This window comes from Bradyrhizobium sp. LTSPM299, assembly GCF_000938235.1.
Classification (GTDB): Bacteria; Pseudomonadota; Alphaproteobacteria; order Rhizobiales; family Xanthobacteraceae; genus Bradyrhizobium.
In genome coordinates this window covers 170,376-190,850 of the sequence record NZ_JYMU01000008.1, presented here as the reverse complement: position 1 = coordinate 190,850, position 20,475 = coordinate 170,376, and the positions used below count along the sequence as shown (strand labels likewise).

The following is a 20,475-nucleotide window of genomic DNA, read 5'->3' as shown; positions in this document are numbered from 1 at the left end:
TGAAGGCGACTCACCCTCGATGTGATGACGAGGGCTGCCCGGATAGGCCGGGTAGAGCCTCACACAAAGGGGCGAGTCATGGAGCATCATAGCGAAGCATTCGTGGCGTTGGACACTGCGAAATTGCGCAATGCGGTGGCGATTGCCGATGCCGGTCGAGCCGGTGAGATTCGATATCTCGGCGAGATCGACAATACTGAAGCCGAGACACGCAAGCTCGTCGCAAAACTTGCGAGCAAACATGCTCGATTGACGTTCTGCTACGAGGCTGGCCCGACAGGTTACGGTCTCTACCGCTTGATCAAGAGCATCGGCCATGACTGCATTGTGGTGGCACCGTCGCTGATCCCATCCAAGCCAGGTGATCGGGTCAAAACCAATCGGCGCGATGCCGTCAATCTCGTGAAGCTGCTCAGGGCCGGTGAGCTGACGGCGGTCTGGGTGCCTGATGAGCGTCACGAGGCGATGCGGGACCTCGTGCGGGCTCGCGACGCCGCGGTCAAGGACTACAGAGTCAAGCGCCAGAACGTCTCCTCGCTACTGCTGCGTCTCGGCCGTCACTATCCGGGCAAGAAAACCTGGGGGCGGACGCACCTCAACTGGCTCACCGGCCTCAAGCTTGAGCATCGCGAGCAGCGCATCGCCTTCGAGGAAATGTTGTTGGCTGTACGACAGGTCCGGGAACGGATCGAGCGGTTGGAGCAGGCCATGCGCGAGGCCGTCGCGGACTGGACTCTGGCGCCGGTCATCGAGGCAGTGCAGGCCATGCGTGGCGTCGACATGGTCGGTGCGGTCGCGTTCCTGGCCGAGCTTGGCGATCTGTCGCGCTTCGAGAACCCCCGCCAGTTGATGGCCTATCTTGGCCTTACCCCGTCAGAGAGATCTACCGGAGAGAACGTCAAGCGGGGTGGCATCACCAAGGCCGGCAACGCGCGAGCACGACGGCTGCTCATCGAGGCTGCGTGGAGTTACCGTTTCCCACCCCGCGTCAGCAAGGACATGCAGACCAGGATCGGGGCCGCACCACGAACGGCCCGCGAGATTGCCTGGAAGGCGCAGATACGGCTTTGTGGCCGCTTCCGGACAATGACGCGGAAGGGCAAGCGGCCGACGATCGTGGTAACTGCGATCGCCCGCGAGCTGTCGGCCTTCATCTGGGCGATCAACCGCGAAGTCGCGGGATCTCATGCAACGGCGAACTAAAGACCAGGGTCATGGACCGCTCGAGCTATGAGGGCTCGACCGGCCCACAACCCCTCCGCCCTGACACGTAGCAACGGCCCAATAACAGCGGAGCATCATCGAACATCAATCGTGCAGCAGCGAGGGCGGGGCCACGGCAGGGGAACTCCCGCTTGGACTATGTGGCCGATCGCAAGATCGATGCCCGCGTTTAGACAGGGACAGCCCCGGACGAACAAACGGAAATGCGGTACCCAACCCGCGAATCAGAGTTTGATCACCGACGTCTTCAGGTCCCCGCCCTCACCCCTGCACGATCTATCGCCCAGACCCTCAAGCCAGAATGGCAGCAAGAGGGCGACCAATTGCGCCCTCAGCGCTTGACTAGGGACATCAGAGTCCTTTGGCCCTTCTCGGAAGGCCGACAACGTCCGCTTTCGCGCCGCTCTTGGGGGACAAGCGGACATCGATTCACGCGGTTAATTTATGAGTACGCGGCCCAAGCCGCGCAGCGCAACTCAGCCGCGCGGCGATGTCGTATCGCGCTAGCCGCCGCGTTGGGCGGCGCTCGCATTCGCGACCGCGCGTGCGACATTGGCGATCACCTCGTCGCACTTTGCCGCGGGCGCGCTTGCGCCGGTCAGGTAGACCGTCACCACGATCGGCTTGCGGCCGGGCGGCCAGAACACGCCGATATCGTTATAGGTGCCGCGATCGCCGGTGCCGGTCTTGTCGCCGACCCGCCAGTCGCGGGGAGCGCCGGCGCGCAGCCGCGCGTCGCCGGTCTTGGTGGCGACCATCCAGTCGGTGAGCTTCTGCCGCGAGGTGGCCTGCAGGACATCGCCGAGCACGACGCGCTGCAAATTCTTCAGCATTGCCGCCGGACTCGTGGTGTCGCGCGGATCGCCTGATACCCCCTCGTTCAGCGCCACCTCCCAGCGGTCGAGCCGGCTAACATTGTCGCCGATGGTCCGGAAGAAGCTGGTGAGGCCGGCGGGCCCGCCGAGTTCGCGCAGCAGCAGATTGGCGGCGGTATTGTCGCTTTGCGTGATAGCGGCCTCGCAGAGTTCGGACAGGGTCATGTCCGATCCGACGTGTTCCCTGGTGATGGGCGCGTAGGTCAAGATATCCTTGGCCTGAATTTGCACGCGTTGGTCGAGGCTGGATTCGCCGCGATCGACCCGGTGCAGCACCGCGGCGGTCGCAAGCGCCTTGAAGGTGCTGCACATCGGGAACCGCTCGTCGCCGCGCAGGCTGGCGCGCAATCCGGTCTCGGTATCGAGCGCGGCGACGCCGAGCCGGCCGCTGGTCGCCAGCTCGATGCGTGCAAATTCCTGCTGCAGCCGCTGGGTCAGCGCGTCGTGTTCCGTCGCCGCGGCTTGCCGCGGCAAGGCGAAAGAGGTGGCCAGGCCCAGCGCCCGCAATCCAAAAGTCCGTCTCGTCAGCATATCGATTCCCATGCTCCGTTGGCGGCGCGAACCTGCCGAACGGCGTGACGATGGACAAACAATCATTTATACAGCGAGGCATGATAAAAACTTGGTCATGACATTGTGCGCCGGCACCTTCCGCTGAATGCGCTACGCGCCTTCGAGGCCTCGGCGCGGCTCTTGAGCTTTACCCGCGCAGGGCTCGAGCTGCGCGTGACACAGACTGCGATCAGCCATCAGGTCAAGCAGCTCGAGGACACGCTGGGTGCCACTTTGTTTCGGCGCCTGCCGCGCGGCCTCGTGCTGACAGATGAAGGCCTGGCGCTGTTGCCGGTGCTGACCGACGCGTTCGATCGTATCGGGGTTGCGATCGAGCGGATCGAGGCGAAGGAAACCCGCGAGGTCGTCACCGTCGGCTGCGTCGCGACCTTTGCGACCGGATGGCTGCTGCAGCGGATCGATCGCTTCAAGCGCGCGCATCCCTACGTCGACCTGCGTCTGATGACCAACAACAACCGCATCGACATCGCGGGCGACGGGCTCGATCTTGCGCTGCGCTTCGGCGACGGCTCGTGGCACGGCACCGAGGCGATCCATCTCATCGCCGCGCCGTTTTCGCCGGTGTGCCGGCCTGAAATTGCGGCACGGCTGCGCAAGCCGTCCGATCTGGCGCAGGAATTCTTGCTGCGCTCCTACCGCGCCGAGGAATGGCCACTCTGGTTCGCGGTCGCGGGTGCGCCGTGCCCGAAAATCCAAGGGCCGATCTTCGACAGCTCGGTGGCGATGGCCGAAGCCGCCGCGCGCGGCGTTGGCGTCGGGCTGGTGCCTATCGCGATGTTTCAGAACGAGCTGGCGTCCGGCCGGCTGGCCCGGCCGTTCGCGATCGAGGTCGCGGCGGGGTCGTACTGGCTGACCTGGCTGAAGTCGAAGGACGTTACGCCGGGCATGCGCGCGTTCCGGGATTGGCTGCTGGAGACGCTGCGAACGGATGCGCGTGAAGTGGAGGAGGTGGCGGTGACGCCGGCACCGCGGCGGAAGATGAAGGCAAAGGCCAGACCGAAGCCACCGACCAAGACCAAAGCCAAGACCAAAGCCAAGACGAAGCGGCGTTAACCCCTGGTGACGGGAGCTATCGTGGCTGTGATTTCGGAATAATGGAATAATATCCCTGAGTTGCCCGACGTGTCAAGTAGCCGTGTCGAACGCCGGCAGCCGCCGGCTACTCTGCATGGGGTTGTTTTCGATATTTTGGCAGTTCACCCCCTGTTGGCATCTGGCGCCGCAGCTACGCCAGATGACACGCCACGAAATGCCCGTCGCTGCCTTGTCGCAATTCCGGCGCGGTCTGCTTGCAGCGTTCCTCGGCGATCGGGCAGCGGGTGTGGAAGTGGCAGCCCTTCGGTGGATTCATCGGGCTCGGCACGTCGCCCTTGAGTCTGATCCGGTCGCGCTTCGCCTTGGGGTCCGGCACCGGGACGGCCGAGAGCAGCGCCCTGGTGTAGGGATGCTGCGGATTGCGGTAGAGATCATTGGCCTTGGCGAGCTCGACGATGCGGCCGAGATACATCACCGCGACGCGGTCCGAGATGTGCTCCACCACGGACAGATCGTGGGCGACGAACAGATAGGTGAGGTTCAGCTCGGCCTGCAGGTCCTCCAGCAGGTTGATCACCTGCGCCTGGATCGAGACGTCGAGCGCCGACACCGGCTCGTCGCAGACGATCAGCTTCGGCGACAGCGTGAGCGCCCGCGCGATCGCGATGCGCTGGCGCTGCCCGCCAGAGAATTCGTGCGGGTAGCGGCGCATATGCTCGGCCTTCAACCCGACCTTGACCAGCAGGGCCGCGACGCGGTCTTCCCGCTCGCTGGCCGACGCAACCAGATTATGGATGATGAAGGGTTCGCCGAGGATCGCGCCGATGGTCATGCGCGGATTGAGCGAGGCGAACGGATCCTGGAACACCAGCTGCATGTTGCGCCGCATGGCGCGCAGATCGCCACCGCCGAGGCCCATCACGCTCTGGCCGTCGAACACCACCTCGCCGGAGGTCGGCTCGATCAGGCGCAGCACGCAGCGGCCGGTGGTGGATTTGCCGCAGCCGGATTCACCGACCAGCCCGAGCGTCTCGCCGCGATTGACCGAGAACGACACGCCGTCCACCGCATAGACCTGCCCGACCTCGCGCGACAGCAATCCGCCCAGCACCGGAAAATGCTTCTTCAGGTCGGTGACGCGCAGCAGCGGCTCGCTCATGGCGCATCTCCGAGATGGCAGGCGATGCGATGGCCCGGTGTGACGTTGCGTAGCACCGGCTCCGTCTCGGTGCAGATGCTCATGACGTGACGGCAGCGCGCTGCGAAGCGGCAGCCGGGCGCCGGGTTGATCAGGATCGGCACCGAGCCACCGATCGTCTCCAGCCGCGTCTTGTGCTGGGCGTCGAGATCGATGCGCGGGATCGAGCGGATCAAGCCCTGCGTGTAAGGGTGGCGCGGATCGGCGAACAATTCGTCGACATTGGCCTCTTCCACCACCTTGCCGGCATACATCACGACGACGCGCTGCGCGGTCTCGGCAACCACGCCCATCGCATGGGTGATCAGCATCACCGCCATGCCGAGGCGTTCCTTCATGTCCTGCAACAGGTCGAGGATCTGCGCCTGGATGGTGACGTCGAGCGCGGTGGTCGGCTCATCCGCGATCACGAGCTTGGGCCGGCAGGCCAGCGCCATCGCGATCATGACGCGCTGGCGCATGCCGCCGGAAAACTGGTGCGGATAATGATGCACGCGTCCCTCGGCGTTCGGGATCTGCACCAGCTTGAGCATCTCGATGGTCCGCTCGATCGCCTGCTTCCTGGTGACGGCCTCATGCTGGCGCAGGCTTTCGGCGATCTGCTCGCCGATGGTCAGCACCGGATTGAGCGAGGTCATCGGCTCCTGGAAGATGAAGCCGATCTCCTTGGCCCTGATCTCGTCGAGCTGATGGCTGGTGAGGGGGACGAGGTCGCGGCCCTCGAAGATGATCTGGCCCGCGACGATGCGGCCGGGCGGTATCGCGATCAGCTTCAGGATCGACATCGCGGTGACGGTCTTGCCGCAGCCGGATTCGCCGACCACGCAGAGCGTCTCGCCTCTGTTGACGCTGAGGTCGACACCATCGACGGCCTGGACGATGCCGTCGTCGGTGGTGAAATGGGTTTTCAGGCCCTTGATCTCGAGCAAGGGCGCCATCAGATCACCTTCCGCGCATCGAGCGCATCGCGCAGGCCGTCGCCGATGAAGTTGATGGCGACCACCGCGATGAAGATCGCGGCGCCTGGAAACAGCGCCCAATGCGGGCCGATGTCGAGAAAGTCCTTGGCGTCATAGAGGATGCGGCCCCAGGTCGGGGTGTCAGGCGGAAAGCCGAGGCCGAGGAACGACAGCGTCGATTCCGCGATGATGGCGGCGGCGACGTCGATCGTGCCGGCGATGATCACGGGTCCGAGCGCGTTGGGCAGGATGTGGCGTATCACCTGCCGCGTCGGGCTGGCGCCAAGCGCACGCGCCGCCTCGACGAACTCCTTTTCGCGCAAGGAGAGGAACTGGGCGCGCACCAGGCGCGCCACCGGCATCCAGCGCAGGCCGCCGATCACGAGCACGATCAGGATGAAGATGCCACCCTCCGGGCCGAACGCGGCCTTCAATCCGTCGCGGAACAGATAGATCAGCATCAGCAGCAGCGGCAGTTGTGGCAGCGACAGGAACAGGTCGGTGAGCCACATCAGCGCATAGCCGAGCGGGCCGCGCGACATGCCGGCCAGCGCGCCGATCAGCGTGCCGACGAACACCGAGACCAGCATCGCGGCAAGCCCAACGGCGAGCGAGATCCGGCCGCCATAGATCATGCGGGCAAGGATGTCCTGGCCGAGATCGTCGGTGCCGAAGGGATGCGCCAGCGACGGACCCTGCATGCCGGCCACGACGTCGATGTCGCTGGCGGAGACACGCCAGATGAACGGCCCGAGCACGACCGCTGCGATCAGCAACAGCAACAGCACGGCGCTGACCACGGCAGGCCGGTGCCGGCGATAGCGCCGCCAGGCTTCCCGCCCGGGCGAGTAGCCGCGCCGCTCAGCGGAAGGAGATGCGAGGGTCAAGCCAGCCATAGAGGACATCTGCAATCAGGTTGAACAGGACGACGAGACACGCGAAGACGAAGGTCACGGCCATCACGACCGGCGTGTCATTGGCGAGAATGGAGGAAATCAAGAGCGAACCGATGCCGGGAATCCGGAATATCTGCTCGGTGACGATGGCGCCGCCGAACACGGCGGGCATCTGCAGCGCGATCAGGGTGACGACCGGGATCATCGCATTGCGCATCACATGCTTGACGATCACCTTGGCCTGCCCGAGCCCCTTGGCGCGGGCGGTGGTGACATAGTCGAGGCGGATCACGTCGAGCATGGCCGAGCGCACGAAGCGGGTCATCGACGCCGCCTGGAACAGCCCGAGCACCATCACAGGCATGATCGCCTGCCGGATCATTTCGAGCGCCCAGGGGATCCCGCTGCCGGGGACGTCGGTGTAGACGAACGGCAGCCAGTCCAGCTTCACCGAGAAGACCAGGATGAACAGGATGCCGGTGAAGAAGGTCGGCAGCGAGAAGCCGATGAAGGCGAAGGTGTTGGCGATCTGGTCGAACAGCGAATAGGGGCGGGTGGCGGCATAGACGCCGACCGGGATAGCGATCAACAGCGCCAGCAGTTGCGCCGAGCCGATCACGTAGAGCGTGGTGGGCAGTCGCTGCAGGATCAGCGTATCGACATCGACCCGGCTGACGAAGGAAAAGCCCCAGTCGCCATGCACCATCGCGGCGAGCCAGTGCAGATAGCGAAGATAGATCGGATCGTCGAGGCCGAACTTGGCCCGCAGTGCGGCCTGGACTCCGGGCGGCACGTTCGGGTTGGTCGCCAGTTCGCTGAACGGGTCGCCCGGCGCGAGCGCCAGCACGACGAACAGGACAAGCGAAATCCCGAGCAGGCTCGGAATCGCGATCATCAGACGACGCAGGATGTACTGACTCATGAACGAACAATCCGCCTAAGCACGATCAGAACAGTGTGAAGTGGTCTTCCGAAAGATCATGCTCGAACAGGAGAGCAGGTGCGACGGTCTCGTGAAGCCGTCGCACACGCTCTCCGGTCTCAGGTTTCGCGATACCAATCCTGCAGATTGTCGGTCTGGTTTGCCCAGCCCGAAAGCGCCGGCCGCAGCGTGTTGGAGCAGGCTTCCACCGCGAGGCGATGCATCACGGGGATCATCACATTGTCCTGCCACATCAGATCGTTGCACTTGATGTAGAGGTCCGCCCGCTTGATCGGATCGATCTCGATGTCGGCCGCATCGACCGCGGCATCATAGTCCTTGTTGACCCAGCGCGGGAAGTTCGATCCCTGCCACTTGTTCTCCTTGGTGGCGACGTAGCGCGAGTGATAGCGGCGCATGGCCAGGGCCGGATCGGGCTGGGTCATCGGGATCTGGAACATCTCGATGTCGGCATAGAAGTGGGCGTACGTGTCGGGGTTGGCGACGTCGGAGGAGAAGAACACCGAGGCGACGACCGATTTCAGCTCGACGTCGATGCCGGCCTTCTGGCAGGCCTGCTTGACGATCGCCTGGGTCTTCTGGCGCGGGCCGTTGATCGAGGTCTGGTACAGGAATTTCAGCTTCTTGCCGTCCTTCTCGCGGATGCCGTCGGAACCCGCCTTCCAGCCGGCTTCATCGAGCAGGGCGCTCGCCTTTTCGACGCTGAACTCCCACTTGGTGTTCTTGGAAACGAACTCCTCGGGGCCGTTGAGATAGTTCGCGGTGGCGCGGCCGGCGCGGCCGTAGATCACCTTCTTGATCGACTCGCGGTCGACCAGCAGCGCCAGCGCCTGGCGCACCTTTGGATCCGACAGGATCGGATGCTTGGTCTTCATCGAGGATCGCTCACCGTCGACCTCGGTGTTGGGATCGGTAAAGTTGACCGCGATGAACTCGATGTCGCCCCCGACAGCATAGAGGGTCTTGCCCTTGCCGCCCTTTTCCAGCCGCAGCAGCACCTCGTCTTCGACCTGGATGTTCCAGGCGAAATCATATTCGCCGGTCTGGATCACCGCGCGCGCCGCCGAGACGGCATCGCCGCCGCCCTTCATCTCGATGGTGTCGAAGGAGGGCCGGTTGGCCATGTGGTAGTCGGGATTGATCTCACCGCGGATCAGGTCGCCGGGTTTGAACTCAACGAATTTGTAGGGACCGGTGCCGATCGGCTTCAGATTGTTCGGCGCCTCGCGAGACTTGCCGCCCTTGAACTCCGCGAACAGATGTTTTGGTATGATGCAGCCATAGGCGCCGACAAAGGCATTGGCCCAGAACGGAGTCGGCTTCTCGAACGTGATCCGGACAGTGAGATCGTCGACCTTCGTGACCGTCATGTCGGCGTAGGTGCCGCTGGAGACGGCCGCGGTCGCTGGATCGGTCGCGTACTCCCAGTTGAACACGAGATCGTCGGCGGTGAAGGGCTGGCCGTCGTGCCATTTGACACCGGGCTTGATCTTCCACGTCACCGATTTGGCGTCGGCGGCGAGGCCGCCGTTCTGGATCGAGGGGATTTCGGCGGCGAGGATCGGGTTGAGATGGCCGTCGACATCCCAGCTCGCGAGCGGCTCGTAGAAGATGCGAGAGGCGTCCTGATCCTTGGTGCCGGTGGCAAAATGCGGATTGAGCAGGGTCGGGCCCTGCCACCACAGCAGTTTCAGCGGACCGCCACCGCCGCGTTTGGTCGGCTTGTAAGGGTTGGGACTCTGCGCCATCGCGACGCCGCCAAGGCTGAGGATCTGGTTCGCCATCGGTGCCGTGAGGCCGACCGCGATCATTCGCTTGACGAAGGCACGGCGATCCATGAGTCCGCCCTTCACGTCATCGATCATGGTTCGCAGGTTTCTATCGAACATCATCCCCTCGTCCGGTTCCGGAAATTGCGGCTGGCCACGGAAACGGGCCGCCGGGTATTTGGCGGGGGATGGCACACCGAAATGCCCCCGCAGGTCAACGTCCCGCGAGCCCCCGCCCATAGGTCTTTTGGCTAGCACTTGTGCAGAATGCCTGCAAAGCGCACATGGCTTCGGCATTCCGGAGCCAAAGCGCGCCGATGCACGTTTTGGCCTGCCGAAAGTTTGTTCGTTATCCTTTGTTCCGATGCGCTTATTCGACGCTAGCCAAGTCTCGCCCCCGAACTGGTCGGGGGCGAGGGTCGGCTTGCACGTATGCAGGCGTTATGCCACCGACATGTCCAACGGCGGTGCAACATTCTCCGGAAGCGGGCTGACATAGGGCGTCCGGGTGATCCGCTTCTTCAAGTCGGCCTTGGCGGCTTCGATCAGCTCCGGCTCGATCAGTGCCTTGACGCCGAGTCCGGCCATCGCCTTGGCCGCCTGCACCATCGCCTTGTGCGCGGCCGGGGTCTTGCCTTGCGCCACAACCTGCCAGGTGTGGAAGGGGGTGCCGATTGCAACCGTCGGTGCATGCACCTGCACGGTCGGCACAACCCAGCTGACGTCGCCGACATCGGTCGAGCCGATCAGCGGATTGCGCTTTGCATCCAGCGGCACGATGAAATCGGCCAAGGGACGCTCCGTCGGATCCATGCCGATCGCGTAATAAACCGAGGCGATGTCCTTGTCGGTCAGGGTCGCGCGGATCTTGCCGGCGAAATCCTTATCGGCGTCGTCGAAATGCGGCGGGCCAAGGTCTTCCATGATCCGGTGCAGGGTCTGCTCCAGCGGCGTGTTGGGCAGGATGTTGGAGACCGCGGAGATGATCTTCATCTCCATCTTGGTCTCGGTCATCAGCGCCGCGCCTTGCGCGATCTTGTTCACGCGCCCGACCAATTCGTTCATGCCGGGCAGGTCACGGGCACGGATCGAATAGCGTACGCGGGCATGGGCCTGCACCACATTGGGCGCGATGCCGCCGGTGTCGAGCACCGCGTAATGCACGCGGGCGTCGCTCGGCATGTGCTCGCGCATGTAATTGACGCCGACATTCATCAATTCCACCGCATCGAGCGCGCTGCGGCCGAGATGCGGCGAGGCTGACGCATGCGAGGTGCGACCGGTGAAGATGAAGTCGGCGCGCGTGTTGGCGAGCGACGGCGTCACCGCCACTTCCCAGAAGCTGTGCGGATGCCAGGTGATGGCGATATCGACGTCGTCGAACGCGCTCGCGCGCACCATGAACGCCTTCGCCGCGCCGCCTTCCTCGGCGGGGCAGCCGTAATAACGCACGCGGCCCGGCACCTTGTTGGCGGCGAGCCAGTCCTTCACCGCAGTGGCGGCGAGCAGCGCGGACGAACCCAGCAGATTGTGACCGCAGCCATGGCCATGGCCGCCGGTCTCCACCGGGCGATGTTCGGCGACGCCGGCCTCCTGGCTGAGGCCGGGCAGGGCGTCATATTCGCCGAGGAAGGCGATGACAGGTCCGCCTTCACCCCATTCGCCCATCGCCGCGGTCGGAATGCCGGCGAGGTTTTCGGTGATGCGGAAGCCCTGGTGGCGCAGTTCGGCCAGATGTTCGGCGGATGAACGCGCCTCGGTGTAGCAGACCTCGGGCATCGCCCACACGCGGTCGCTCAATTCGATAAAACGCGGCTTGATAGCGTCGACGCCGCGCCAAACATCACTACGGTTGTCCATTTGCTCCGGTTCCTTGGTTGCAAGGCAATCTGAAGCGCAAAAGGCTAGCAGCTTGGCGCGAGCCCGCCTAGCGCCCGACGGCAGGGCAGGTTTTCCGCAATGTCACGGCTTGGTGTAGATTCGCGGCTGTGCTTCGGGAAGATGCGGCCATGAATGATCCAATTCCGTCGTCGCTGCCCGCCAAGCCGGGCCATCAATTTGTGATCTATGCCGATTCATGCTCCGGCGTTCCCGGCGCGCTGCATGAGCGGACGTTTGCGTCGGTCAATGACGTGGTCCGGCGGCTGTATCCCCGGCCCGAATTCATCCTGTTTCCCGGCGACGAGATCATCGGTCTCACCGCTGACGCCGACGCGCTGCGTGCGCAATGGCGGCATTGGCTCGATACCGAGATGAGCTGGCTTGACCGGCGCGAGGTGCCGCTTTGGCACACGACCGGCAACCACACCACCTACGACCGGATGAGCGAGGATGTTTTCCGCGAAGTGCTGAAGCTGCCGCGCAACGGCCCGCCCGGACAGGAGGGTCTGTCCTATTGGGTTCGCCGCGACGATCTGCTGATGGTGTTTGTCCACACGCTCTGGAGCGGGCTCGGCGGGGAAGGGCATGTCGAGACCGATTGGCTGGAAGCGACGCTCGCGCAGCACGGGGACGCTGGGCACAAGCTGGTGCTCGGCCATCATCCGGTATTCCCGATCAATGGCTACACCGGCACCTACCAGCGCGAGATCGGTCACGAATACAGAGACCGGTTCTGGGACATCCTCGTCCGCGCCGACGTGACCGCCTATGTGTGCAGCCACATCCTCGCGTTTGATGTCCAGGTTCACCAGGGTGTGCTGCAGATATGCACGGCAGGCGCCGGTACCGCGCATCGGATGCCTGAAGGCGTCGAGTATCTGCATTGCGTGCAGGTGGCGCTCGATGACGACGGTCTCCGCTACCAGGTGCTCGATACCGAAGGGACGGTGCGCGAGCGGCTCAGATGGCCGCTGCCATCTTTCGGTGAAGGCGGCTGGACGACGCTGCCGCGGGGCATCAGTCCGGCCCCGTTCTCCGGTGCACCGGCGCCCGGGACTGTCATCGCGCTGAGGCTCTCGGGCCACACCGCGGTCAACGCCGCGGCGCCGCAGACGATTCTCTGTGCGCCCGTGCCCGGGATGATCGCGCCACTCTGGCTCGGACTGCGAGGGCCGAAACAAGCGCTCACGCTGATCCTTGGGAGGGAAAGCGGGCGCAGCCCGCATTATTGGATCGGGCCCGATCTGCTAGCCGGCCAGGACTTCGCTCTCGACGTCGCCTTCCACCCAGATATGGGACCGGGCGGCGTGCTTTGGCGAACGACAGGCAATACGCGTTGGACGTCGTTCGCAGCGGCATCGGCCACCGGACTCGAACATTTGTCGTGGCCCGCAGTCTGGAGCGTCGGTCACGGACAGGACGGGCCGGACGATACGCCTTATACAGGATCGCAGCTCGATGTTGCAGTGGCCCTAAGCAAGCAGCCCTAATCCGGCTCGCGCGGCTTCGTGCGCGCCGCTTCCTTCAACTCCCGATCAATGAGGACGCAAACCCGGCGCTGCGCGAGCAACTGGAGCCGCGCGCGTGTGGTGCCGCGCTTGACCTTACCGTTGATTGCGAATGACCAGCTCCAGAGATCCGGTTCGATATTGGTGAGTGTGTATTCGATGTCCCGATGACGATAGATCAGCTTCTTCATGCCGTTTCTTTTTGTTGGCTGAAGGCTGCATAGCGAGATCGGGCAGGCGTCTGTATCCGGACGACTACTTACGCATTTGGTCTATAGCGCGGTGCCGTGGGGCGGAATTTCCGAACCATTGAGTTGGCTCGGGCGATTCATGTCGCGAGAACGCAAAGCTGCGTCCCCATCTACAGATGTCATCGCCCGGTCTGTGCGCAATTGCGCACATGGACCGGGCGACCCAGTATGCCGCGGCCTCTCGGCTCAAGCAGTGACGCCTCTGGAATACCGGATCACCCGCATGCGCGGGTGATGACACCGAGAGCTTGGCTGTTTGAAATGTGAATCCGAAACCAGACCGGCGTCGTCGCGACGGAGGCCGGGGCGACGGAGTGGTCAAAACCTCCCCGCCATCTCCACCAGCCGCCGATGCGCAGACTCGCGCGCGGCGCGGATCGGCTCCGCGGGGCCGGTGGTCGGGCCGATCGGCACGAAGCGCACGTCATTGACGCCGATGAAGCGCAGCACCTCGCGCAGATAGGGCGTCGCCATGTCGATACGGCCGCGGTTCATGCCGGTGACGAAATCGCTGCCGCTGGCGAGGATCACGACGGTTGGCCGGTCCTTGAGCAACGGCAGATAACCTATCGCCGGATCGAAGCGGAAGGTCAGCCCGGGCTGGATGATGACGTCGAGCCATTGCTTGAGCTTGTAGGGAATGCTGAAATTCCACATCGGTGTCGAGATCAGCACGCGATCGGCCAGCGACAGCCGGAGCGCGAGGCGTTCGGCGACCGCGAAGGCATCGCGCTGCGAATCGGTGAAGGGCTTGCCGCCGATGCGGGAATATTTGGCCTCCAGCAGATAGCCCTCGAAGTCGGGCAGCGGGTCGCGCCAGAGATTCATCGCGTCGATCTCCCAGTCCGGGCGCGCTTTGCGGAATGTCTCGAGAAAGACGCGTGCACCGGCGGCCGATTCCGAATCGGCGCGGGGAGAGCAGGCGAGGTGAAGCAATTTTGGCAACGCTTCCCTTTCAGCCGAGCGCCTTGATGACGGTATCGGCATTGGTCACGACCGAGACGTTCTGCAAGGCAAAATTGATCGCGGCGTTGTGCCAGTCGGCGTTCATGGTCGAGCAGCAATCCTCCGGCACGATCATGAAATAGCCCTTGTCGGCGCCGGTGCGCGCGGTGTGCTCGACCGACATGTTGGTCCAGGCGCCGGTGTTGATGATCATGTCGCGGCCGGTGGCCTTGAGGATGGTCTCCAGTTTTGTGCCTTCCCACGCGCTCATCCGCATCTTCTCGACCACGAAGTCGCCGGGTCGTGGCTCGAGCCCCGACACGGGTGCTGCGCCCCAACTACCGCGCACCATCGCCTTGCTGTCGACCAGCCCTTCGAACAGCGGCGCGTTCAGCGTTACACCGGGCGCGCCGGGCTCGACGATGAACCAGACATGGATGATGGCGACGCCCCGCGCGCGGGCGGCTTCCGCAAGGCGGCGGACATTCTCGACGACATGCTGCTGGCGCGCATGATCAGGCGCACCGGAATCGGCGAACGCACCGCCATCCATGATGACGTCGTTCTGCATGTCCTGGATGATCACCGCGCAGCGCTGCGGCTCAAGCTTCATGTCGCCGGCGGACAGATTGGGCGCAGGGGCGGACGAGGTGGCGCCCGTGCCGCCGCGCTTGCCGCTCATATAGGGCTCGTGCCGCGGGCCGACCTTGGTCGGGATCGCATAGACCGAATGGGTCGCGGTCAGATAGAGCGTGCGGAAGTCCACACCGCCCCAGGCGAGATTGGCGACGAGCTCCGGCAGGCGGACCTTGCCGAGCAGATTACCATCCGGCGAATAGACCCAGACGCCGCCCGGCGCCGTCACCCAGACATTGCCGCGCTGGTCGCACTTCATCCCGTCGGGCAGGCCAGGCTCGAGCTCCGAGCGGATGCCACTGGCGAAAACGCGCGGATTGGCGAGCGAGCCGTCGGCCTGGACGTCGAAGGCGCGGATCAGGGCCTGCACGGTGTCGTTGACGTAGAGCACGCGCTCGTCCGGCGAGAAGCACAGGCCGTTGGGCTGCTCGAACAAATAGCGGTCGACCAAAAGCTTCGGAGCGCCGCCGCCCGGAGGCACGCGATAGACGCCCTGGAAGCCGAGCTGGCGCGGCCGCTCGACGCCGTAGACCGGCATGCGGCCGTACCAGGGATCGCTGAAATAGATTGCGCCCGAGGAATGGACGCAGACGTCGTTCGGGCTGTTGAGCTCCTGGTTGTCGAAATGCGAGGCCAGCACCTCGCGCCGCCCGTCGGGCCGCTCGCGGATCAGCGACGACGTCGCGTGTTCGCAGACGATCAGATTGAGGTCGGCGTCATAGGTCATGCCGTTGCATTTGTTCGACGGGCGCTTGACCTCGACCACGCCGCGCTTTCCGTCCCAGCGCCGGCGCACGTCGCCGGGCATGTCGGAGAACAGCAGGAATTGGTCGAGCGGATGCCAGATCGGCCCCTCCGTGAAATCGAAGCCCGTCCCGACCTGGCCGACCGGCGCGTAGGGGTCGATCAGGATTTCGAATTCGCTGCGCAGGGTGACATGGGTCATCGCGTCGATCCTCTACGCTTACGCGGGAAACCAGTTGCGCTGCGGCAGGCTGTGCACGATCGGCCCCGGTACCTGGTCGTGCAACCGGCCGATCACCACGCCGCCCTCGATCTTGGCCGGACGATCATGCACCGGCAGCAGATAGCGCGAGTTGCTCAGCAGCTTCTTGATCGAAGCCTTCTCCGCCCGCTTGCTGGTGCCGTGATTGCCTGTCGTGCGCGGTTCGGCGTCGTGGATTTCGTTGAAGGGATTGATGATCTGGTCGTTGAAATCATAGATCACATCGCCGCAGATCGTCGCGATGCCGTCGGCGGTATGCACGTGGATGTTCATCGAGCCTTCGGTGTGGGCGTTGGCGGCATCGCAATAGACGCCCGGCATCAGCTCGACCGGTCCGGTGATCTCGAGATCGAGGAAGCGCAGTGCACTCTTGGTGTGCAGGCGGTCGATCAAATGCTTGATGTCGGGCGCCGGATATTGCGGATGCATCAGGCCGGAGACGGAATATTCCAGCTCCTTGCGGTTGACGACAACGGTCGTGTTCATCGGGAACAGATCGTCCTTGCCGGCATGGTCGATGTGCAGATGGGTGTGGCAGACGAAGCGGACATCGCCCATCCGCACGCCGTGGCGGGACAGCTGATTCTCGATCATGTGCTCGTGGAACTGGAGCCCGCGCATGCCGAGCGACTCCATGATCTGGTTGGAGCGATAACCGGTGTCGACCAGCACCGGATAGGGCCCGCCGAGGATCAGGAAGCCGAGCGTCAGCACGCGCCGGGTGCGGCCGCAATTGTGCCCGAGCACGAGGAAGCTCGATTCCAGCTCGATATCGCCATAGTCCAGGATCTTGATCTCCAACGGCATCTCATCCCTCCCAATTCGTGCTTGTTGCTTGCTTGTGTAGTCACGCCGCGGCTATGGCCCCAGCCGATAGACCCGCGCCGCTGTTGTGCTGAAGATCGCTTCGCGCTGATCGGGGCTGAGCCGCGCAGTGGCCGCTTTGAAAGCGTCGATGAGGTCACGATAGCTGGTCCACAGCTTCTCGATCGGAAAGTTGGAACCGAACAGGCAGCGGTCCGCGCCGAAGATCGCAACCGTGTCGGTCATGACATCGGCGATGTGCGCGGGATCGTTGCGGTGGATGAAGGTGCCGAGCCCGGAGAGCTTCGACACCACGTTCGGTCGTTGTGCGAGCCGTGCCATGCCGGCACGCCAGGCGGCGCGGCCCTGCGGCGACGGATCCTCCAGCATGCCGGCGTGCTGGAGGATGAAGGTCACCTCCGGGCACGCTTCGGCGAGGCCGGCGGCGTCCGCCATTTGGGACGTGAACACCTGGAGATCAAAACTCCAGCCATAGTCGGCGAGATGTCCGACATTGCGCCGGATCACGGGATCGGTGCAGAGGTCGGCCCGCGCGGCGAAACGATACAGCGGGTTCTCGTGCCAGTGCAGCTGCATGCGCACCCCGTGGACCAGCGGATAGCGCTTGAGACGGTCGAGCTGCGGGCGGACGTCGTCGGTGCTGAAATCGGCATAGGCGACGATCGCGTGCGGCCAGCCGTGGTCATGAGCGGTCCGCTGGACCCAGGCCGCCTCATCCTCGAACCTGCCGTTTGGCCAATTGGTCTGTACATAGACCGAGCGGATGACACCGGTGCCCTTGAGGTCGTCGAGATATTCCTCGATCGGATAGTCGCGGCGGATCGGCTCGTAGGGACCGAAGATGCGCGGCTGCATCGGGCCGGACAGCCAGGCGAGATCGGCCTGGCGCCAGATATGATGGTGTCCGTCAACGATAGCAGTCACGCAGCTCTCCTTCGTCCAAGCGACAGCAGGTGCGCGACCACAGCCGCGCTCGATCCGCCGTCCACGAGATCATCGACGAAACGCTGGATTGCCACCAGTGCTTCGGTTTGCGGCTTGAAGCCGGGTGTGGTCGCAAGCGGCGTCAGCCAGCTCACCCGCCACGCCCGCCGCGACAGTTTTGCGACGGCATCGCGCAGCGCAGCCGGATCGCCGCGCTCCAGGCCGTCGGAGACGATCACGACGGCTGCGCCGCGGGCGTATCCGCCGAACCGGGGCACCGCGAGGAACGCCTGCAGCGCATCGCCGATGCGGGTACCGCCGTCCCAGTCGCTGACCAGAAACGCCGCGGCGTTCAGCGCCTGCTCGCGGCGCTTCAGCCGCAGCGCGCGGGTGACGCGCGTCAGCCGCGTACCGAAGGTGAAGATCTCGACATTTTGGGTTGCCTGCGCCAGCGCATGCGCGAGCTTCATATTTTCCTCGGTGCGCGCCTTCATCGAGCCGGAGACGTCGATCAGCAGCAGAATCTTGCGCGGACGCTCGCGGCGGCGCAGCCGCCCGAGCCGCAGCACCTCGCCGTCATTGCGGACGCTGTCGCGCAAGGTACGACGCAGATCGGCGAACGGGCCGCTCCTTGCACGCCGCCGTCTGTGGCCGCGCCGCCGCGGCAGCCGCGCCGCCGCCTCGCGCGACAATCGTCGCAACGCGTCACTGGTCGAGGCCGGTGCGAAATGGCGCTCGACCAGCGCCTCGGACCGCGCCGCGGCCAGACCGGACTCGTTGGCTTCGTCGGCGAGCGGCGGCTCGTCGTCGCCACGGCCTTCCTCCTGCAGGCGGACAGTCTCCTCGTCGTCGCCTTCGGCGCGCTCGATCGCCTCGGCGCCGCGGAAGTGGATGTCGAACAGACGGTCATATGTCGCGCGCCGCTCCGGCGGCGACGCCAGTGTCGCAAGCCCAGCCTGGCGGATGTGCTCCAGGCTGCGCGGCCCGAGCAATTCGATCGCGGCCAGGAAGCTGGTGGTCTGCTCCGGCGCGACCGAAAATCCGTTGGCGCGCAGCAGCGCGACAAAGGAGACAAAGATTTTCGCGGCGCGCGGCAGTTGCAGGTCGTCACTCACGCGGCCGCCTCCGCGATCAGTGCATCGAGACGAGGAGAAATGAAATGAAGATCCTCCTCGTCCTTCAGTGCGACGCCGATCGAGCGCTTGAACGCGTCAGGCCAGCGCGCGCCGCCCTTGTGCAGGAGGGTCGCGGCTTCCGCCCAGTCGACAGCCTCGGCGATGCCGGGCGCCTTGCTCAGCGGCTCGCGTCGGAGCTTCCCGACGGCCGCGACGACGGCGCGGGCGGTGGCTTCGGCGACGCTGGAGGCCCGCATCATCACGATGCGCGCCTCGCGTTCGGCGTTCGGATAGTCGATCCAGTGATAGACGCAACGTCGCCGCAACGCCTCGTGCAGGTCGCGGGTCCGGTTCGAGGTCAGGACGACGACGGGATGTTCGGTCGCGCGGATCGTGCCGCGCTCCGGGATCGATATCTGGAAGTCGGAGAGGAATTCGAGCAGGAAGGCCTCGAACTCCTGGTCGGCACGGTCGATTTCGTCGATCAGCAGCACCGTCGCATCGGGCGCGCGCAGCGTGGCGAGCATCGGACGCTCGATCAGGAAGGACTCGCCGTAGATGTCGATGCTCTCCTCGCCGGCCTGCCGGATCGCCAGCATCTGGCGCGGGTAGTTCCACTCGTACAGCGCGGCGGACGCGTCGATGCCCTCGTAACATTGCAGGCGGATCAGCTTACGGCCGAGTACGGCGGCGATCGCCTTGGCGGCCTCGGTCTTGCCGACACCGGGCGCGCCTTCCAGCAGCAGCGGCTTGCCCAATGCGAGCGAAAGATAAGACGCCGTCGCAATGCCGTCATCGGCGAGGTAATAGGCGGCGCGCAGCGCTTTCTCCAGTGCCTCGGGGCTGTCGATGCCGACGATGTTGCTGCGGACCGGCATGTGAAAGCCTTAGCGCCGCGCCTGCGGCCGCGCGCCGCCTTGCGCCCTGATCGCGCGCAGCACCTTCTCCGGCGTGATCGGCAGATCGTCGATCCGTACGCCGACCGCGTTGAAGATCGCGTTGGCGACGGCAGGCAGCACGGGATTGGCGCACATCTCGCCCGGTCCCTTGGCCCCGAACGGGCCGTCCGGCGCAGGGCGTTCCAGCACCGCGATGTCGTGCGGACAGATATCGCCGGGGCCGGGCATCAGATACTCGACGAAGTCGCGCGGCCCGTGCACCGGATCGGGATAATGAGGTTCCGTCGTCTCATAGAGCGCATGGCTCACGCCCATCCAGGCGCCGCCGACGAGTTGCTGCTCGACCAGCCGCGGATTGAGCGCGCGGCCAAGTTCATACGCGCTGTCCATGCGCACCATGTCGACCTCGCCGGTTTCGTCGTCGACCTCGACCTCGGCGACCATGCAGGCGTGCGCGTAGCATGTCGCCGGCGACATTTCGCCGGTTTCGGGATCGACCTCGGAGAGCGGCACCAGGAAGATGCCGCGGCCCGAGATGGTCTTGCCCTGCTTGAACTGCGCGGCGATCGCGACGTCTTTGGTCGAGATCGAGCGGTGTGGCGCGCCCTTGACGTGGATGTTGCCGCGGCCGTCGGTCTCAAGGTCGGCGGCGTTGACCTCCAGCTCCTCGGCAGCGGCTTCCATCATCACGCCGCGCGCTTCGCGCGCCGCCGCCATCACGGCGTTGCCGACACGGTGGGTGCCGCGCGACGCGAACGAGCCCATGCAGTGCGGGCCGGTGTCGGAATCGGCAGTATCGACATAGACGTCCTCGACGGGAACGCCGAGCGTCTCGGCGCAAATCTGCCGCGTCACCGACTTCATGCCCTGGCCGAGATCGATCGAGGACAGCGCCACCGTGAACTTGCCGCTCGGATTGGAATGCACCAGCGCCTGGCTCGGATCGCCGCCGAGATTCATGCCAATGGGATAGTTGACCGCCGCGATGCCGCGTCCGCGATGCCTGGTCATGG

Annotated in this window: 18 protein-coding genes; 3 read left to right on the top strand and 15 right to left on the bottom strand. The window is 64.7% G+C overall.

Annotated elements, in window-relative coordinates:
* Positions 1-78: 78 nt before the first annotated feature.
* Complete coding sequence (locus UP10_RS07185; RefSeq protein ID WP_044586661.1) at positions 79-1,203, top strand: IS110 family RNA-guided transposase; 1,125 nt, start codon at positions 79-81, stop codon at positions 1,201-1,203.
* A gap of 524 nt (positions 1,204-1,727) precedes the next feature.
* Here UP10_RS07185 and bla read toward each other — a convergent pair.
* Positions 1,728-2,630 (bottom strand): class A beta-lactamase, encoded by a 903-nt coding sequence (gene bla, locus UP10_RS07180; protein ID WP_156179690.1) that lies wholly within the window; start codon positions 2,628-2,630, stop codon positions 1,728-1,730.
* A 105-nt stretch (positions 2,631-2,735) separates the two neighbouring features.
* Between bla and UP10_RS07175 the strand changes: the two genes are divergently transcribed.
* On the top strand, positions 2,736-3,725 hold the full coding sequence (locus UP10_RS07175) for a LysR family transcriptional regulator (protein WP_044586660.1): 990 nt from the start codon (positions 2,736-2,738) through the stop codon (positions 3,723-3,725).
* Between the two features lie 172 nt (positions 3,726-3,897).
* Here UP10_RS07175 and UP10_RS07170 read toward each other — a convergent pair whose 3' ends face one another.
* The 6 genes from UP10_RS07170 to UP10_RS07145 all read right to left on the bottom strand — a co-directional run bounded on the left by UP10_RS07170 (position 3,898) and on the right by UP10_RS07145 (position 11,332).
* Positions 3,898-4,866 (bottom strand): ABC transporter ATP-binding protein, encoded by a 969-nt coding sequence (locus tag UP10_RS07170; protein ID WP_044586659.1) that lies wholly within the window; start codon positions 4,864-4,866, stop codon positions 3,898-3,900.
* On the bottom strand, positions 4,863-5,843 hold the full coding sequence (locus UP10_RS07165) for an ABC transporter ATP-binding protein (protein ID WP_044586658.1): 981 nt from the start codon (positions 5,841-5,843) through the stop codon (positions 4,863-4,865). Before UP10_RS07165 ends, UP10_RS07170 begins: the two co-directional genes overlap by 4 nt.
* The gene (locus UP10_RS07160) at positions 5,843-6,760 is read right to left on the bottom strand and encodes an ABC transporter permease (RefSeq protein ID WP_044586657.1); all 918 of its coding nucleotides are present in this window, start codon (positions 6,758-6,760) and stop codon (positions 5,843-5,845) included. Before UP10_RS07160 ends, UP10_RS07165 begins: the two co-directional genes overlap by 1 nt.
* Positions 6,726-7,682: an ABC transporter permease gene (locus tag UP10_RS07155; RefSeq protein ID WP_044586656.1), complete on the bottom strand. Its 957-nt coding sequence runs from the start codon at positions 7,680-7,682 to the stop codon at positions 6,726-6,728. Before UP10_RS07155 ends, UP10_RS07160 begins: the two co-directional genes overlap by 35 nt.
* 119 nt (positions 7,683-7,801) lie before the next feature.
* On the bottom strand, positions 7,802-9,592 hold the full coding sequence (locus UP10_RS07150) for a peptide ABC transporter substrate-binding protein (RefSeq protein ID WP_044586683.1): 1,791 nt from the start codon (positions 9,590-9,592) through the stop codon (positions 7,802-7,804).
* 321 nt (positions 9,593-9,913) lie between these two features.
* Entirely contained in the window at positions 9,914-11,332 is a 1,419-nt protein-coding gene (locus tag UP10_RS07145; RefSeq protein WP_044586655.1) for a M20 family metallopeptidase, read from the bottom strand.
* A 149-nt stretch (positions 11,333-11,481) separates the two neighbouring features.
* Here UP10_RS07145 and UP10_RS07140 point away from each other — a divergent pair, with 149 nt between their 5' ends.
* The gene (locus UP10_RS07140) at positions 11,482-12,843 is read left to right on the top strand and encodes a metallophosphoesterase family protein (protein WP_044586654.1); all 1,362 of its coding nucleotides are present in this window, start codon (positions 11,482-11,484) and stop codon (positions 12,841-12,843) included.
* Here the strand turns inward: UP10_RS07140 and UP10_RS07135 are convergent.
* The 8 genes from UP10_RS07135 to UP10_RS07100 form a co-directional block, all read right to left on the bottom strand.
* Positions 12,840-13,052 (bottom strand): hypothetical protein, encoded by a 213-nt coding sequence (locus tag UP10_RS07135; protein WP_044586653.1) that lies wholly within the window; start codon positions 13,050-13,052, stop codon positions 12,840-12,842. The two genes, UP10_RS07140 and UP10_RS07135, sit on opposite strands and share 4 nt — an antisense overlap.
* A 378-nt stretch (positions 13,053-13,430) precedes the next feature.
* Positions 13,431-14,057 carry an FMN-dependent NADH-azoreductase gene (locus UP10_RS07130; protein WP_044586652.1) on the bottom strand — a complete coding sequence of 209 codons (627 nt, stop codon included), beginning with the start codon at positions 14,055-14,057 and terminating at the stop codon, positions 13,431-13,433.
* A gap of 10 nt (positions 14,058-14,067) precedes the next feature.
* A complete protein-coding gene (locus UP10_RS07125; RefSeq protein ID WP_044586651.1) occupies positions 14,068-15,639 on the bottom strand; it encodes an isochorismatase family protein in 1,572 nt (523 codons plus the stop codon).
* A gap of 18 nt (positions 15,640-15,657) precedes the next feature.
* Positions 15,658-16,506 carry an MBL fold metallo-hydrolase gene (locus tag UP10_RS07120; protein ID WP_044540655.1) on the bottom strand — a complete coding sequence of 283 codons (849 nt, stop codon included), beginning with the start codon at positions 16,504-16,506 and terminating at the stop codon, positions 15,658-15,660.
* A 51-nt stretch (positions 16,507-16,557) separates the two neighbouring features.
* Positions 16,558-17,448: an amidohydrolase family protein gene (locus UP10_RS07115; protein ID WP_044586650.1), complete on the bottom strand. Its 891-nt coding sequence runs from the start codon at positions 17,446-17,448 to the stop codon at positions 16,558-16,560.
* Complete coding sequence (locus UP10_RS07110; protein ID WP_044586649.1) at positions 17,445-18,563, bottom strand: vWA domain-containing protein; 1,119 nt, start codon at positions 18,561-18,563, stop codon at positions 17,445-17,447. The genes UP10_RS07115 and UP10_RS07110 overlap by 4 nt, the downstream gene beginning before the upstream one ends.
* The gene (locus UP10_RS07105; RefSeq protein WP_044586648.1) at positions 18,560-19,441 is read right to left on the bottom strand and encodes an AAA family ATPase; all 882 of its coding nucleotides are present in this window, start codon (positions 19,439-19,441) and stop codon (positions 18,560-18,562) included. The genes UP10_RS07110 and UP10_RS07105 overlap by 4 nt, the downstream gene beginning before the upstream one ends.
* A gap of 9 nt (positions 19,442-19,450) precedes the next feature.
* Positions 19,451-20,473, bottom strand: a complete 1,023-nt coding sequence (locus UP10_RS07100) for a xanthine dehydrogenase family protein molybdopterin-binding subunit (protein WP_044586647.1) — start codon at positions 20,471-20,473, stop codon at positions 19,451-19,453.
* Positions 20,474-20,475 lie beyond the last annotated feature (2 nt).